This window comes from Echinicola pacifica DSM 19836 (genome assembly GCF_000373245.1).
GTDB lineage: Bacteria > Bacteroidota > Bacteroidia > Cytophagales > Cyclobacteriaceae > Echinicola > Echinicola pacifica.
On sequence record NZ_KB890756.1, the window covers coordinates 131,078 to 149,053 of the forward strand.

General features: G+C 47.8%; 10 protein-coding genes. All 10 read right to left on the minus strand.

Annotated features, from left to right (window positions below; all coding sequences use genetic code 11):
- Nucleotides 1-23: 23 nt before the first annotated feature.
- Entirely contained in the window at nt 24-1,142 is a 1,119-nt protein-coding gene (locus B050_RS0117920; protein ID WP_018475337.1) for a sialidase family protein, read from the minus strand.
- A gap of 893 nt (nt 1,143-2,035) precedes the next feature.
- Nucleotides 2,036-4,018 carry an alpha-L-arabinofuranosidase C-terminal domain-containing protein gene (locus B050_RS0117935; RefSeq protein WP_018475340.1) on the minus strand — a complete coding sequence of 661 codons (1,983 nt, stop codon included), beginning with the start codon at nt 4,016-4,018 and terminating at the stop codon, nt 2,036-2,038.
- A gap of 267 nt (nt 4,019-4,285) precedes the next feature.
- Entirely contained in the window at nt 4,286-5,614 is a 1,329-nt protein-coding gene (locus B050_RS0117940) for a rhamnogalacturonan acetylesterase (protein ID WP_026235997.1), read from the minus strand.
- Between the two features lie 22 nt (nt 5,615-5,636).
- A complete protein-coding gene (locus B050_RS0117945; protein WP_018475342.1) occupies nt 5,637-8,354 on the minus strand; it encodes an exo-rhamnogalacturonan lyase family protein in 2,718 nt (905 codons plus the stop codon).
- Between the two features lie 67 nt (nt 8,355-8,421).
- Nucleotides 8,422-9,153: a DUF6250 domain-containing protein gene (locus B050_RS0117950; protein ID WP_018475343.1), complete on the minus strand. Its 732-nt coding sequence runs from the start codon at nt 9,151-9,153 to the stop codon at nt 8,422-8,424.
- Complete coding sequence (locus tag B050_RS0117955; protein ID WP_026235998.1) at nt 9,143-10,438, minus strand: DUF4861 domain-containing protein; 1,296 nt, start codon at nt 10,436-10,438, stop codon at nt 9,143-9,145. Before B050_RS0117955 ends, B050_RS0117950 begins: the two co-directional genes overlap by 11 nt.
- A gap of 265 nt (nt 10,439-10,703) precedes the next feature.
- Entirely contained in the window at nt 10,704-12,584 is a 1,881-nt protein-coding gene (locus B050_RS0117960) for a rhamnogalacturonan lyase (protein ID WP_157492891.1), read from the minus strand.
- Nucleotides 12,585-12,586: 2 nt separating this feature from the next.
- Nucleotides 12,587-12,760 carry a hypothetical protein gene (locus B050_RS23585; protein ID WP_018475346.1) on the minus strand — a complete coding sequence of 58 codons (174 nt, stop codon included), beginning with the start codon at nt 12,758-12,760 and terminating at the stop codon, nt 12,587-12,589.
- A 210-nt stretch (nt 12,761-12,970) separates the two neighbouring features.
- Entirely contained in the window at nt 12,971-14,770 is a 1,800-nt protein-coding gene (locus B050_RS0117975) for a RagB/SusD family nutrient uptake outer membrane protein (RefSeq protein WP_018475348.1), read from the minus strand.
- A 2-nt stretch (nt 14,771-14,772) separates the two neighbouring features.
- Nucleotides 14,773-17,961, minus strand: coding sequence for a SusC/RagA family TonB-linked outer membrane protein (locus B050_RS0117980; RefSeq protein WP_018475349.1), 3,189 nt, complete (start codon nt 17,959-17,961; stop codon nt 14,773-14,775).
- Nucleotides 17,962-17,976 lie beyond the last annotated feature (15 nt).

Sequence of the window (17,976 nt, forward strand, 5' to 3'; positions counted from 1 at the left end):
TATTAGGTATTACGGGGACTTATTTATTGCTCCTGCTCTTCTGCAATTATGTTGGGCCAAATGCCATTCTCAATGGGAAGACCCGTGAGTTTTTTGGGATCTACCTTCACGTATTTGATACGCTCCCTTCTCCAAGTATATACCATATGGATCATGCCATCCGATGACTGGATGATCGCAGGATAAGAGTATTGGCTAATCTCCGAATCCTCCAATATCAAGGAGGCCTGCCAGTGAACCCCATCCTCAGAATAGGATAAATTCAGTGGGGTCCGCGCGCCTTTCACCTCATCGCCTGGTGGCAAGACATGATTATAAATCAATAGATGCCTGCCATCCTGAAGAGTCACAGCGTCTGTCCCTGAGTTATTATTGGGCAGGTTTGTTTTTTCTAAGGGAGACCAGGTTCGTCCATAATCCTCCGACCAACTGCTGGCAATGGCCCTGTTTCGGGTTCTACACAGGATTTGAAGCTTGCCGTTTCCATGGTCCAGTACGCTGGGCTGGATGGCATTGATATCATCTGGTCCACGATCGATGGGTCCCACCACTTCCCAGCTCTTGCCTAGGTCTGAGCTGATTTCGAAATGCACATTCCAGCCATCTCCCTCCGTGCTGGAAGCGGCGATCAAGTCTCCATTTTCTAGCAAAGCAGGCTTGTTCTTTACGGGGCCAACAGCACTATCGGGAAGCACCTGAGGATGGGTCCAGGATCGTCCTCCGTCTGTAGAGCTCATCATCATCCCCCACCATTCGGAGGGTTTTGGTCCTACCTTATAGTACAGCTGAAGGTCTCCATCAGGAACCTGAAAAAGTACTGGATTCCATGTAGGGTAGCGTAAAGAATCATTGATAAGGCCATTGGCCACTTCTACCGACTCTGACCACTTTCCATCTTCCAGATGGCTCAGCCAAATGCCCACGTCCGAATGGCGCTCGTGAGTACCGCCAAACCATGCCGCCACCATTCCATCTGGCGTCTCGGCGATCGTGGCCGCATGACAGGAAGGATATGGCGCTTCCATATAGATAAACTCATCCACGACTATCCCATCCCGCCAAGTCTCCTTAGGCTTTTCCTGAGCACAGGAAAATGTCAAAATGGCCAATCCATATATCCACAGCTGCTTGTGATTCATCATTTGTATTGATTTTGGGTTAATTATCAATTAAAATCAAAGGATCTCTCCGATCATAAAAACAAGTTAACAAGAAGCCTCCATGCGGCTATCCTGTACTTCCCCGTCAAAAAAAGAATATAGCCCTTGTTGCTTGCTGGTAAGAGGAAACTTTATTAATAAGTCATTTCCATCGGCCCTTATTTATTGTAAAGAATGAGCCTCTACAATCAATGTTATAATTCCTGCAGTCATAAAATTCACCCTCATGATCATTAAGGCTGTTATTTACCTTATTCCTTCAAATGCCAGTTATTATCTAACCTATATCAGATTAAATTACCTGGATACCCTATCATTGAATATTAGTGCCATTGCTATCTCTTGCCAGCTCCTCAAAGGACGAATGCTTGCTATAGGCTAATTATGAAAAATCCTATTCTGCTATTTATTAAGGTTGCCCTGCTTTTTTTACGCCTGGATTATTGAAGGAATAATAAGAAATCCATTTCAAAGAAAATCAGAATTGAAAACNAAAAAATCTCTAAAAAACTACAAAATGGGTTTATGGATCATTGCACTTTCTTTGCTCCACATTATACCAGGTCCTGGCTTTTTAGCCGAATTGGATTTGACAAGGAGGTGATCCATCGCTCGATCTTCCTCATTGATTTTAATCAAAAAATAAATCATTCCTCAATTAGGCCTATTTCTTCCCTGAGTTTGGAAGATCTGTAAAGGACTGTTCAGCTGTGCTACTGACTTAACTCCTTAGGCGGGAGGTCTTTTGATTTGGAAATAAGGAATATAAAAAATGAAGGATTTGAAATGCCATTTTAGTGCATCTCAAATCCTTCTGAATAAAAAACCTCTTTATAAAGGGGTTTTTTAAAAACTGCTATCTAACAATAATGTAGTTAAGGCTTGCTGGTTTTTAGTTTTCCAATATTTAGGGATTGGCCTTTTAGGTTTAGATGGATGGTTTTTTTATTCACCTCAAAGGTTTTTTGTTCAGGGGCGACAGCCTCTGGATTTTCCAGGGAATTATACGCTTCCAAGTCATCGCTAGCCATTTCTATCCATATTCCGTCTTCGCTGCCGGAGAATTTACCCTTTAGCTCGATGGTGATTTCCTGGGGATCCTCGGAGGTGTTCACTACCTTAAAAATCAACTCTTTGGTCTGTTGGTCGATGGTGGCTGAGGCATAAAGTCCATCTTCACCGGCCAGAGATTTTCCTTTTGAGCGGATAGGCACAATATGAGTCCCGGGGTTGGTGGAGAAGAGTTTTTGGACATGATAGTTGGTGGTTCCGTAAGACTTCAAATTGTCAAACCAAATCAAATCGGGATTCCACTGCCATCCATCCACATGGGCAAATAATGGGGCGTAAGAGGCGAGGCGAACAATATCGCCATTCCTTTCCAGCCCGGTCATAAATGCCGCCTCGGTCATCGCTGCTTCCCAGTTGTTTCTTTTAAAATCTTCCTTGACCGTGGTGCTATGCGCAGCATACTCTCCTGCAAAGACCTTGGGGCCATTACGATCATATTCATCATATCGTCGAGCATTCTCCAAAAACCAGTCTGGCGTGCGGTAATAATGCTCATCCACCAATTCAGCATCCATTTTTCGGAGCTCTCCCCACAAATAATCAAATTCCTCCCCATCCGGTGAAGGGCCAGAGGTGGACACAATCGTGATCTCTGGATAAGCAGCCTTAATGGCCTTCTGGAACACTTTGGCTCTTTCAATATATTGAGGGCCCCAATTTTCGTTTCCCACCCCTATGAATTTTAAGTCAAAAGGCTCAGGATGCCCCATCTCTGCTCGCTTTGCACCCCAGTGGCTATCGACCGAGCCATTGGCAAATTCTATCAAATCAAGTGCATCGTTTACATATTCATCCAAGGCCCCAATAGGCACCTGCTCACCCGTATTAAACTGACAGGCCAAGCCACAGCTTAAGATAGGAAGCGGCTCTGCTCCAATGTCTTCTGACAATTGGAAGTATTCAAAAAAGCCTATCCCAAAAGATTGGTAATAATCTGGTGTGGTGCGATGGGCAAATTCAGTGTTCCAGCGGTTCTTGATCACCTCACGATCAGCCATCTCGCCAATGGTTTTCTTCCATTCATAGCGATTTTCCAAGTCATATCCTTCCACAATACATCCCCCTGGAAATCGTAGAAAACCAGGTTCCATATCCGCTAATAACTGCACTAAGTCCTTGCGAAGGCCTCTTTTTCGGCCTTTCCAAGTGTCTTCCGGAAACATGCTGATCAGGTCCACCTCCAGCTCGCCTTCGCCGGCAAGCAGAAATTGAAAATTCACTCCATCCAGAGTTTTTGTGGGGCTGAGGACAATTTCATACTCCGCCCATTCGCTGGTAAATCCTCCTACCGAGCCGGATGCGATTACCTGGTCTCCTTCCAAAATCCTGGTATTCACCTCCAAGTCGCTACCTTTGGCTAATCTAGCGATGAAGGTCAGCGTATAGTGCAAGCCCTCTTTCACGGCCATACCACGAAAACCCTCATTCGTTAACCCAAAATCACCCGCCTCATTGAGACGCTGTAAGGTCATGAATTTTTGGTTGGCCTGTGCTGATTCATGATTATTTGTGAAGACGTATCCCTTGGCTCCCTGATCCTGCACCCGGCGCCAAGCCATCATAGGATTCTCAAATTCAAAAGAGTAATTTTTAATCATCTCAGCATATAAACCCCCATCAGCAGCAAAATTTATATCCTCAAAAAATAAGCCCCACATCGTGGGAGAAACATCAGAAATCTGCTCATTAAGGTTCACTTCTAGGGCAATCGCTTGGTTTTGGGCCTGACAAAGAAACGGCATAGCGCTCATCGCAAGACCAAACATCAGGGGTTTTAATTGGTTCATAGGGCTTTAGTTATTTAGGTTTTTTTATTGGTTGATGAATCTTTCCTAAGGATAGCAGCGCCCTAGTTTGACACTGCCTGATCACCTGGAAAATCTTCATTGCCTAAATATAATGAAAATATTTAAATGTTCTTTTAACACTTAATATACATTTTGCCGTTTTATGATGAGTACCAATAGGAATAACTGTAATTAATGCATCTTTTCTAATGAGGCAAGTATAGAAAAAGGGAGCAATCATATTCTTCCTTAAGAGCTTCAGGAGGTCTAGTTTCCATCAGGCTTGATGATGGAGGTTTTAGGACTGAGTGGCCAGTAGAAATCCTCATATTTGGGAGGATGAGAAGGCTGGAAGTTGGGCAGATTTTTTTTGAGGTATTTCTTTAGTTTAAGGTCAGTTTGCAAGAGTCCATTCACGATGCAATTAGCCAGCTGATAGGCCCCATAGGTACTGAAGTGCGTATTATCTGCAAAATCCTCCGTTTGCCCCTCGAAAGTACCTGCGGGAAAGTGGACAAAGGCTTTTTTGGAATTTTCAGGCCCCCAAGCTTCATATAGGGTTTTGCTCATGCGATTGAGGTCTATAAGCGCACTATTTTCCTCTTTGGCAAGCTGCCTCATGGCCTCGGGATATTCCTCCAGCGTGTTGATGATCTCCCCATTTTCATCAAAGCGCCGCCGGTGCATAGAGGTCACCAAAACTGGGATGCCTCCTTTGGCGGTCACCGCAGAAATATATTCACGGATTACCTGCTGATAAGTCGTAAATGGCTCTACATGACTGCCTCCGGCTTTTTGGTCATTATGTGCAAATTCTATAAATAAATAATCACCCGGCTTCATCGTGCTCAGAATATTATCCAAGCGTCCTGCTGCGCGGAATCCTTTGAGGGTTTCTCCTGATTCAGCATGATTGGAAATCACCACCTTGCCCGGCTCAAAAAACACAGGAACCATCTGCCCCCAGGCGGCCCAGGGCTCATTGGCCTGATCCACCACGGTGCTGTTTCCAGCCAGGTACACGGTAGGCGCCTTAGTGTTTGGGCTGATCTCGATTGCTGCCACCCGGGGAGATTGTCCATTAAATTCGATCGTCAGCTGGTGGTCCCAGTGGAAATAATCCAATTCGCGGTCTTTTAGCCTCACCTTCCTATCGATCCCCGCTATTTCGGGATACCGTACATTCACCGAAAACCGTCTTTCCAGCTGCTCACCAGCCCGAGTGTCGGTTTTGCCAAGCATAAGGCGGCGGTTTTCGACGCGGATAGTAGTGGAAGAAGGCGCTTCCTGATCACCCAAAATCACCTTAATATCATAATTTCCCTCCGGTACATCCACCGTAAAGAAAAAAGGTTTCTCACTATATATCCCGTCCCCTTTCAATGCATTATTCCCATGATTAGCAGCATGGAGAGATTCCACCTCCAAAAACCCATAGCCTCGATCCGCAGAATACAGCATATCCGGAAGGATTTGACGGTAGCCTTTAGCCAGCTTCCCATTTCCAAAGTCAAACTTATAAGAAGTGGAGGCTGATTGTGAACGGGCGGGGAAGGCCAGCAGTATGGCCAAACCAATTAGGAGTAATTTGCGCATAAGTTGTGTATTTATATTCTCTTTATTTCTCCAGGTAGGAGCCTACCAAAGCCATACATTGCAGGGCTGCCAATCCCCATTGGGCGGTGGCATTGGTGGAGACATCTCCTTCCTCCATGGGCTGCAGCACCGCAGGCCCGGTCAGTTCGTGGATCACCGGTTTGTGAAAATCATAGCCCGCCTTCCCCTCAAAAAACTCTCTCCAGGCTCTTTGGGCGAGGGCTGGGTCTTTCAGTTGATTTGCGGCATAGGCGGTCAGGCGGCTGTGACCCTGTCCAAGGTTGAGCTTCCCTAGAGACCGCCCTAGGGCCTCCTGCTGCTCTTCTTCCGAGGCATTATAAAGGACACAATACTGAATCCAGGCCTCTTTGAAAGCAGGCATATCTATATTCTCGATCAGCTCTGCGCATATTTCCATCAGGCCAAAAACAGCACTCAGGTGGGAGGCGGTGGCGCGGGTACTCTCCTGGATTTCGAAGGCTCCAGTTTGGAGATCCATGCGGCTGCCGCCGGTAAAGAATCCTCGGGGCTGAGCAGCAATGGTCCGCATGCTATTCATCAGTCGATTTTTGATTTCCTCCCCTCCAGTACGCTCCCACTCGGTAAACCATGCGGCGGCTATGGCAGAGTAATCGGTGCCAAACCCGGCATAAACCAAGTTTGGATTATCCTCGGTTTCCCAGGTGGACTTATCGCTAACCTTCCTGGTAGGTGGTACTTTTTTGAGTGTGGCGACGGCGTTGATCTGCTCTCTCATCAGATCCCCCACCCGCTCATCTGCGGTCAGGTAATAATAAAACCTCCTGTTGGCGGCCGTAGATATCCGCAGCTGCTTGGCGCTGCAACCCCAATGCTGCACATTATGTCGGCTCCCTAGCGGGGCAAATTTCCCTAAATGATGTACATCTACCTCGCCTGTATGCCGAGTCATCGCCTCTGCCATACGGAACACATCTGCTCTTCCTGTATGTAAGAAATAATACCATAACCATAGATCCGTGGATAGCTCGGAATTGTCCCATGCAAATCCGCCTACATCATACCGCCAGGTATGCCGGTCATAATCATAGCTATGCATCACATCTCCATAATCCCAGAATCCATACCAGTGACGATCCTCCACCTGCTGCTTATAAAATTGGAAATGGTCCTCCAAATACTCTTCTATCAGGGCTTTTTTTGGTGTGGAAGTATCAGGAAGTCCCCATATCCGCCCAAAAACCCCGACTTGCTTCATGTATTCCGCAGCCGGGCTAAGCTGAGGCGGGCTGGCAATTCCATTCGAAATGGAGTTAAAAAGAGTGGGATCTGGCGTCTCCTTCAATAAATGCAGGTACATTTCGCTGGTTCGGGCCACTCCCTTTGCCGTTCCAAAACCAGGTTCGTAATCCTCATAGGTGATATTAAGCGCATCAAGCTGCTTATCATAGGTATCCTGGCCCATCCCATCGTGGTAAAACCTCAAGTCCATGGCAGGCGCATCCGGGGCCCAAAGCCACATCGTCACCTCTGCATTGTCGGTTTGAGCATTCTTGATGTCCAACTGAGCCGGATAACTTTGCCAAAAATTACGAATTCCAAAGGCCACGCCGCCCTGAGGACCACCAATATAGCCGATGCCCCGAGCTCGTTTGCCAAAGCCGGATTTCAACCAGCTATGCCCGGCCTTCGTTCTTTTCCTAATCGAAAATCCGTCAGGATTGGTCTGGGACAAGGTATAGTCACCAAAAGCAGGAATATAATGTAATCGAGAACTGACATTCTCAGGGAAAGTAGCAAGTGCTGGGGTCTTCTTACCCTGAACCTGAGCCTGCCGAACCGCCTCGCCAGGATCCCTGCGCAAGCCAGTAAGTCCTCTCACAGCCTCTGCAAAAATGCCTTCTCCTTCTCCCGCAAATCGAATATGGCGATCGTATAACTCATCCTCCAGGGGCACCTCAAAACGAAGGCCCAGGCCATTGATAAAATCCTTTTCTTCCTCCCCATCAAAAATAATGGTATGCAGCGTACGCAAAGATTCCGCGCCAGCATAGAAATAAAATCGAACGACGAATGGCAACCATTCCCGATCTCCGGAAGAATGCGTCCCTTCCACCTTCACGACTGCCCGTATCGGACCGGATTGCTCCAGCGTCACCACGCTAATTGCACTGCTGTATTCTTTTTTCTGTATGGATTCACTTTCCCCTTCCACGGCATTTTGGCAGGACAGCACCAGCCTTCCATTCCGCAAACTAGTACGCCCGCCTCTGCTTATATTTTCTATCAACTTACTTCCCGACTTATTGATCTGCACCTGCATGATGCCAGTATCAATATGTATTGCTGATGATTTCTCCTCCACTTTCAGTAGTTGCTGCGGCTGTATCCCCTGGCCAGGAGCTATAGAAAGCCCCCCATCCAGGGCCGTGGGCTGGGCGATAGCAAGGCCGGTCCACTTTAGGGATCCATCCGGCCAGTAGGCCAATGGCCAGGTCTGGATGGGCTGTTGTTTACCATCCTTTTGTTTCAGGATAAAATTATTCTCTCTCACTGCCCCCCGAGGCCAGGGTACCCCGAGGGTAAGTCCATCGCTATGACTATTTCCCGGCTGCTCCAGCCAGTCCAGTGCGACAGAATCCACGCTGGAGGATATCGGAATCCCCTGTGTAGCGGAAGCATAAGGAGCTAGGTAGCTAGCCCCCGAAAGTAGGGCTGATGTCTTGATGAAAGACCTTCGGGAAAAGGAGTGATTTTTCATTGTATTTTAAGAATAGTAATGGAGGTCAGGAGGAAATCAATTCCCCAAAACCTAATTAGTTTATCTGTTAATCGAGCTTGACGATCTGTAAATCATCGATTCTATGCCGGGACCAGGTGGAGCGAAACCCAAAATAACCCTCCTTTAGTACTTGCTCATCCTGATAGCTGAAGAAGGTCTCCCCATCCACCTGGAAGGTAATTAGTCCATCTTTTACGCGTATAGTGATCGTGTACCAATGATTCGGGGCGAGCAGATGCTCCTTGTCTTCTAGGTCAAATAGCAGGGTCTTCTCCCCTGTTCCCTGGTACTTTCTGAATCGGGTAGTTTTATTATAATTGCCCCCAAAACCTATATAGTACATCTGCAATGAATCATATTCGTCAAATTTCCCCTGACGGGTAAATAAATCTGCATTCCTCGGGTCGCTGGCCATCCAAAATTGGTTGAGGTCGGAGAGGCGGTCATTGATCCCACCTTCCATTACGACTTGTCTCTTGTAGGTGATTTGTAGGTTGCCCTGAAGTTTTTGTTTTAGCCATACGGTGACCCCAGCCTTGGTATCCATGACCAGCTGGTCCTCTAGCACAGATACGGAGGACTGACCATATCCATGCCCCTCCATCTCCACCTGCCAGTGCTCAGGAGACAAAGGCGAGGAAAAGTCCTCCTCCAGGATGATATTGGAAGAGCTTGTCTTTTCCTCATCGCCATTAGAGTTTACAGAGCACTGGCAGGAGACCGATAAGACTCCTGAGAGAATGATAATAAGGCTAGTAAAGAATCTATTATTGCGCATTATGATCCCAGGTAACTTCCACTTCCGCGCTGATTTGCAGGACGAGATTGCTGATATATTTGGTAAAATAGTCCCTATCGGTAAACTGCTTATCGGATAGCTCCCAACCTGCTGCTGCGAAATACTCGACGGACTCACCTTCTTTTATGCTGAGTTTGGCGAGGTAGGTAGAAGAAAGCGGACCCGTTTCCGGTGCCTCAGTATAGCCTTGATAGATAGCTTTGGGAAGAATAAGTGCCATTCCCAGCCACCATTCTTTATTATACGATTGCTGGTCATGGGTGAGTAGCACCACCCACTCGTCATTTATGTCCAATTCACTGATTTCCTGATCATTATTGATATTAACTAAGCCTACCAGCAGGGTCTCATCACCTTGGAGGCCAGTCACTGACACAGAATTTTTGTAGGCATACATGCCAGGCCAGATGGAAGTTTTCTCCTGAACCTCGTAGCTGCGACCATGGGTTTGCCAGTTTTTATAATCAAATTGTAAGACCGATTTCACGGGGCCTTCCTGCACGATACGGAAGATGGATTCCTCGATCGTATTGATGGAGTCGGCAGCAGTGACGCCTAGCCTGGCGGGCTGCCCCTCGATCATCAAGGCTATGCCTCCCAGTCCAGCTGAATTGCCAACTGCCAGGATATCCCGGCCCCAATCTTCCATCACGTGGTAATTGTCCTCCACGCCTCCTATACGATTGATCCCCACGCTGTCAGGGCTCATTTTGGAGGTCTTCTTACCAAAGAGATCTTTGGCATTTCTGCCGTCAAAATAATGTCTAAAACCTACCTTATCGTTCTCCCAGCTTGGGCCATCGGTTTGGTAAGGCTGATAGCCGACACTTTTTGGAAGGCCATCAGGATGCAGGGTGTCTCCAAGCATCGCATGTACGGGTAGTTTGGCGCCCAGCCTTTTGCCGAATCGCACGCTGGTTTTAGGTTCAAAGACTATCTCCTCCTCCGTCCAGACCAGCTGCAAATTACGCTCTGATTGGGCAGGGAGGTCTATCACAAAAAATACTTCCTCCCATTCCCCATCTCCATCAAGGTCTCCTTTTTGGGCAGGAATCGTATCTCCAGCCTCCGTGAGGATTAATGGAAACTTGGACGGGTCTTTTTCGCCGGGTAGCTCCTCCCAGCTCAGCCTTACCGGTTTGGATTGCAGCTCCAGGTCTGAGCTATTGGTCAGCTTAAAACTGTGCAAACTATTTTCTTCCTTCTGTGGACTGCAGGCCATCGCAAGTGCGCAGATTCCACCAAATAATATCGATCGATTCATAGGTTTACTATTATTTCTATTTTTACCAAAACTCCCCAGCCCAAGACCAGGGAAATAGTGCAGGCATTAAATTAGGGAATAGGAAGCAGGAAACTCTTCTGGTGTGTCATGGTCTGAGGGAAATAATGGCTCAGAAAAAACATATGTCAGCACTTATCCCCACCTTTTGCCCACTCAAAAACTGACCCACCATCGCCAAAAAAAATACCGAGCTGGGCTCGGCATTTTATGGATTTCATGGTTGAATAGAGGTCATTTTTAATCCCTACTGAATTTTGATCGCTGGTTTGGGGGGATTGGACATTCCTGTTCCTAGGAAGAAGCCAGGGTGGGCAGGCTGATTATAACCTACGTTTTGCCAGGCAATGCTCAGGCGATAGACGGGATCATGCATCAGGGTGTACAGGCGATGCTCTGTAGGGATGGTACTGCTGAAAATCCTCAGTTCCTTTCCATCTTCGGTCCTTCCTATCAGTTCTTCACGCCAGTCGCCGAAAAGATCAGCGCATAAAGAGGGGTTGGATTTGGTGCCGTTATTCTTGCGCAAATCATAAGTATCTCCAGAAAAAATCCGTTGACTCTCTGCGTTTTCAAAGTCCCATTTGTCAATATCTACGCCATTGAGCAGCTCGCGCGATAGGTCTCCATCCCACCATATAGCCATATTGCAGGAGGAAGGTTTCTTTTCGGAGATCATTTCGCCTTTGATATTCCAGAGGCCCTTCAGCCCCTCGCCGGAGGCCCAGCATTCATAGCCTTGGTACCTCGGGTCAATATCGATCGCCAGACCTCTTCCCACATCGGGAGAAGGGAAAGACCAGATGATTTCTCCTGTTTCGGCATCACGGAGGTTTGCGCCATGCTCATGCTTTACATGCTCATGAATCCCAAAGATCTCCATTCCCGGACGCTCGGGATCTAGGTCGGTGAGATGCATCGCATCCCCGTGGCCCAGCCCTGTGCTGTAGAGTGGCTGGCCATCCTCATCGATCGCCATGGCGCCGAAGATCACCTCATCTTTACCATCTTCATCCACATCGGCCACTGCCAGGCTATGATAGCCCTGTCCGGCATATTTCCGGTTTTCGGCATCTCCCTCATGACTGTCAAACGTCCAAACTTCCGTCAGGTCTCCGTCCCGCCAATTCCAGGCAGCGATCACCGTGCGGGTATAATAGCCGCGGCTCATGATCAGGCTCGGCCGCTCCCCATCGAGGTAGGCGATGCCAGCGAGAAACCGATCCACACGATTGCCATAGCCATCACCCCAGATGTCCTTAAGCTCATCGGAACTGGGGTTTTCTGTATCGGGATGTCTAGCAGGAATATAGTGGGTACTGGCCATCGCCTTGCCGGTCAGGCCATCAAAAATCGTAAGAAACTCCGGTCCTTCCAGGATATAGCCGTTCTCATTGCGATAATCGGCAGTAGGGTCACCCAGGATTTCTCCCTGTCCATCGATGGTGCCATCCGCCGTCTTACAGGCCAGTTCGGCTTTGCCATCGCCATCGAGGTCATAGACCATAAATTGGGTATAGTGTGCGCCTTCGCGAATATTCTTGCCGAGATTGATCTCCCAGAGCATCTCCCCGTCCAGCGTATAAGCCTGCAATAGAGGAGGGTCAGTAAAGCCTTTTTGGGAATTGTCATGAGACTTGCCCGTCTGGTGCAGGATGATCTCATAGCGGCCATCTCCATTGAGGTCGCCCACGGAGGCGTCATTGGGCGTATAGCCCTCGGGAGTCTGCAGAGGAATGGATAGATAAGGCTGCTCCCAGCTACTCACCGTAGTAGAAGGAGCCTCTTCCTTGCCCTGGATCACTGCCCTCACCTGATAGCGAGCATCAGCGCTGGGATCGGTATCGAGGTAGCTACTTGCCGCGCGTATGGGCTGAGCGGTGAGTTTCTCTTCCGCTCCTGTCGGAGCAATGCGGTAGATCGTAAATGCTATGTCTTCGGGTTCCGTACCCAAAACTCTCCAGCTCAGGAAGTTTCCTGCCTCGGAGGGGATCACCACCAGCCCCCGGTCAAGCTTCTCCATTTGGCGCAAGGTCTGGGCAAAGGTAATAGCCTGTATTCCTAATAAAGAAAATAGAAAGGCAAGACCCATCAGGATCTTGCCTCTCGTCGATATGTTAGTTGTCATGGTTATTCTTCAATGGTAGAAATTTCAATATTTGCTTCTTGAGAATCTCCAGTGAAGTGCTGTATCCTGGTTTTGAAATTTGCCGCCAGAATACATATTAATAACGTTGCCAAATAAACTAACACCTTTTCTTTCCAGCTGATGCCGGTTTTCTTTTTTAGGTTTACTATATTCATAGTGCTAGGTGATTGGTAATATTAACTTAATATAGTGTATTCTTTTTTTATAATAAAAACGTTTTTCCAAAAAAAGACGCAAATAAATTCAAATACACTTTTCCGCACTTCATAATTATAAAAATTCTCTTTTTCTCTATATTTTACGCTTGCCCAGCGGGCTAAAACTTTGGGTTTCATGCTGCTGAGCAAGCGCAATAAATTCATAAATTACTCTTCCCAGTTATAAGGCAGGAACCAGTCGCCGCTCATCAGTTTGGCGCGGGTCTGGGCCGCGGCAGAAACCACGGCTGGATTATCTGATTTGGACATCTTGTCATACACCCTGTCGGCAATCACCGCTGGATCATTTCTTCTGATGGCGATTCTCAGAAGCTGTGGCCATCGATGCCCTTCAAAAGCCGTTTCCTGCGCCAATTCATCCATTAGGAGATCCTCGGTCCATTCTCTTTCGCTCGCAAGATCTTCTATCTCCTCAGGAAGCTCCTTTGGAGGAAGGTAGGCTCTTCCGCGCAGGCCTTGGGTACGATACCAAGGCGCTCTATAATAAGGGAAATCCCCCTGCCGAGCATCAAAATCATAAGGGTGCGGCAGATACAGGGTATTCTGAATTGCTGTCACATCATCACCAGAGAAATCACTGGGTGTATAGGCGGACTTCACTCCTTGATTGACCAGTGCTCTGGCCAGGCGGGGAAGCTCATCGCTCAAGTTATCACTATTGGCAGCCTCGGCAAATTTCAGGTGCATGGACCCCGAACGCTCCAGGAACCACTTGCCATCCTTATCCAGCGGCGAAGTGGCCGGGTTATAGATATTGGTATATTTGCCAATCTCCGGATTTACCTCATCCCAGTTGTTTGTGGACAGGTAGCCTCTGGCATCAAATTCGAAATTATTAAACTGAGTTTCTGATTCCCACAGGTCCATAATGGTTTGCGAAGGCTTCAGCAAATACTCCCCTTCACCCTGACTTCCAAATAGCCTGATGAATGGATAATCGGGAGCAAACTCGCTATCGAAATACATGATCCAAACCCACTCTTCCATTTCCCGGCGGTCTCCGGAAGGTCTGCCAAACATGGATCTCCATCCGGTAGAATTGTTATTGGAAAGGGTACGTATATCATTTTCTTTCCCATAGACCACATTATAGGGAGCTCCTCCCCAGGACATTCTGTACTGATCATAAAGGTCATTTCCAGTGCCTGTCTCCATAATATCTCTATACATATCCGCCGCTTGGGTATAGCTACCCTGCCACAGATAAAGGTCTCCCAGAAGGATCTTTTTGTTGATAAAGGTCCTGTCCATGAAGTAGCCGTCGTAGTTGCCCACTAGGCTTAGGTTGGAAGGGTATTTTTCCAAATAAGGAAGGCTTTCGGTGAAAGCTACCAGCTGATCCACTAGCTCTGCCAGAGGAAGTTTGGGGAATAAGGCGGGATTATTTACCTCATCAATGGACTCAATGGATTGGGTGACATAAGGGACCTCACCGAAATGAATGCCCAGCTGTAAGTAAACCCAAGACCGAATGGCCCCAATATCAGAATACCGCTGATCGAATTGATCCTGGGTGATTCTGTTTTCGCCCCTCATCTTCTGCAGGCCCTGCAGGACATCATTACAGTTGAGGATAATCTCATAAAAGGCGCGTGGATCGGCGTAGGGATTATGGTCTGCTGCCAGCACCGAGTGGTTGCTCAGCGCCACTAGGTCTGCGTCTGCGTACATGGTGGGCTCCACCAGATCGGCACGGACTTCATTGAGCAGGACATATTGCTCTGCAAAACGAAGTACCTGGCCATAGACCCCGATCACGGCGGCATCAGCGTCAAATTCATTGAGGTAATATTGATCCTTCTCCAGATTGGAGGGGGCATCCACCTCCAGCATATCGGAGCAGGAGATCATCCCCAAGCTCAATAGGGCAAGGCTAAGATATCTCTTAACAGGAATATGCATCCATTTCATAGGTTCGGCTTTTAAAATTCTAGATAGTTTCTCCATGATTACAGTCCGATTTTCAGTCCTAATAACACACTGGTAAACTGCGGGGTCAGCCCCACATCCACCCCTTGACCAAAGACACTGCTGGTATAGCTAAATTCAGGATCATAGCCAAGGTATTTGGTAAGGGTAAAGAGGTTTTGCCCTGAGACGTAGATATCGATTCTCTTGATGATATTCCCATCCACAGGAAGCGCGTAGTTTATGCTGATGGTTTTCAGGCGGAGGTAAGAGCCATCTTCTATCCATCGGTCGGAGAAGCGGCTATTGCCACGAGGGTCACCATAGGCCAACTGAGGCATATCGGTTTGCTGCCCTTCATTTCTCCACCTGTTGCGGACACTTTGCAATTGGTTTTCGTAGCCAGACATGCTTTCCATTTGCTGGCGAACATAATTATACACCTCATTACCCACACTGAAGGTAAAGGCGGCATCGAAGGTGAAGCGCTTATAGGTGGCGTGGGCATTGAAGCCCCCATAAAAATCCGGATTGGGATTACCTATCACCGTGCGGTCTTCATCGTCGATGATTTTATCGCCATTTTGATCTTTAAATATCATATCGCCAGCTTGGAAAGGCGCCAGGCTTCCGTCAGGAAGGTAGGTGCTCAGTCCTGCACTGCCAGCTTCCTCGGAGCTGCTGTACACTCCCTCGGTCTCATAGCCATAGAAGACCGCCGCAGATTCACCGACGGTGGTGATCACCTCTCCACCAGCCACGGAAGTGATTCTCTGGTCATAGGGGAGTTGTTTTACCTCATTGGTATAAGTTCCCGCCTGGGCTCCTAAGGTCAATTTGAAATCACCATCCAATACACGAGCGGTCAGGCCCAAATCTATGCCTGTATTGACCATCTCCCCGCCATTGGCCATATAGTAATTTAAGCCCGTGGCCGCCTGCAAGGGCTGCAAGGTCAGCAAATCACTGATGGTGTTTTGATAAATATCGAGGCTTATACCAAATACTTTATTGGCAGTGGTCAGGTCTATTCCTGCATTGAGCTTAGTATTGGTTTCCCACTGAATCTGCTCATTGGCCAGATCAGCCCGTACCAGGCCCTGCGATGCCAAAACATTGGAGCCGGAATAAGTCTGTAGGTAGCGGTAATTACCGATGCCATCATTTCCTGCCTGGCTATAACTCAGTCGGAGCTTCAGCAAGTCTAAGTTTACCCCAGACATAAAATCCTCCGAGCTCAGCAGCCATGCCGCTTGCACGGAAGGGAATAATCCAAAGCGGTGTCCAAAGAGGCTCATCCCATCGGCAGTATCCTTTCCAAAGCGGGAAGAACCATCCACGGCCATATTGACATCCAAGAAATATTTATTGAGGTAATTATAATTGATGGCGGCGTAATAGCTCATCCACACCCAGTTGCCCGCATTGGCGTAGGCATCGTTTAGTGTGATGACGCCAGAACCAAGGGTCACCAGGTCATCCGTTCCTGAATTATAGGAATAACCACGGTCTTCCTGAAGGCGGTTTTTATTGTATCTGAAGCCGAGTCCCAGGTTGAAATTATGAGCATAGCCAAAGGTGTTGGTATAGTCAAATCGGGTATCGCTATAGGTACTAAACAGACGCTGCACCTGTCCACCTATTTGGTTTTTGATAATCGCATTCGTGCCCACTTCCTCGTTTACCCCTAGGTCAGGGATGAAGAATGTCTCACGGTTTTTATCGATCGTAAGGCCAAATAGTGTTTTGAGGCTGAAATGTTTATTAAACTGGTACTTGGCATTATAAGCGCCAAAGAATCTATATCGACGATTTTGGGCGGTCATATTCTCCACCACGCTTCGGGGATTACTGATATTCAGGGAGTCCGAGTCAGCGAGATTTGGAGACATTAGCCCTTCCTCAGAATAGATATTGGGAGCGAGGAATGGCGACTTGACCAGCCCTAAGTTCAGAGGACTGATATAAGCCGACTCATAGCCATATTCATGGAGGTTGTTTACCGCATAGGAAAAAGCCATATTGGTGCCTGCAGTCAGCTTTTCGGTGACCTGAAAGTCAGCATTAAATCGCACGCTGGAGCGAGAGAAATCCTCCTCATCCATGATGCTACTGCTCTTTAGGTGGCCCAATGACAGGGCATATCTAGCGATATTATCCCCTCCTGATACTTTGATAAAGTAATTCTGGTCATAACTGGTGCGCATCACCTGATCCTGCCAGTCGGTATTATTATGGTAATTATAATACCCTAGGGTGTCTGGAGTTTCATTTAGATAGCGATTGCCAATCACCTGGTTGGTGGATAGACCAGCACTTCCCAGCATTTCAGAGTAATAGGGTCTAAACTCATCTGCTTCCATTACGGGAAGGTTTTTGGGCTTGATATTTACCCCTCCATAAGTATGGAAGTCAATTCTGGTGGTGAGATCTCTGGCTCTGGAGGTGGTAATTAGCACTACGCCGTTTGCCCCTTTAGTGCCATAGATAGCTCCGCCATCTTTGATGAAGGTGATATTATCGATGTCTTTGACATCAATGAATGCGAGGGGATTGGAAGTATATCCGTCAATGATGGATCCCTGGTATTCATTGAGATCGTAAATCATGCCATCCACGACCACCAAAGGCTGCGTGCGGGCATTGAGTGATCCCAGACCTCTGATGAAGAAATCAGCGCCTATCCCCGGGGTACCGGAGCGGCGGATGATATTCACACCAGAAGCAGCCCCCTGTGCCAGAGCTTCGGGGGAATTGGCTCGCTGGGCGGGGCTCTCTGCATAATCTATGGAGGAGATCGCGCCAGTGATATAGTGGCTGGGCTGCACCTGATAAGGTAGCTGGACGGAGTTTCTGCCAGCCATGGCCAGCTCCATATCCGTAAGCTCGATGGTGATCTCTGTTCTCCCTTTTAGGGGGATTTCTTTCACCAAGGCATCTCCAAAATTGACCTCTATGCTCGTGCTCAAAGAGGGCACCATGAGTTCAAATCCACCCTGTGAATTGGAAAAGGTAGCTGAAAGCTCTTTATAGGCAATGCCAATTCCCTCCAAGGCTTCACCAGTGGATTTTGACACCACTTTACCAGTGATCTTTTCTGCCAGGTACCTGGCTTCCTGAGAAGGCTTTACCTTTACTTCTTCCAGATCCTGCGCCAAGACGGTTCCGGCAAATCCCAATTGAAGGCTGAGAGCTGCGGTGACTATTCTGTATATATTTTTCTGCTTCATCGAATTCTTATTTTG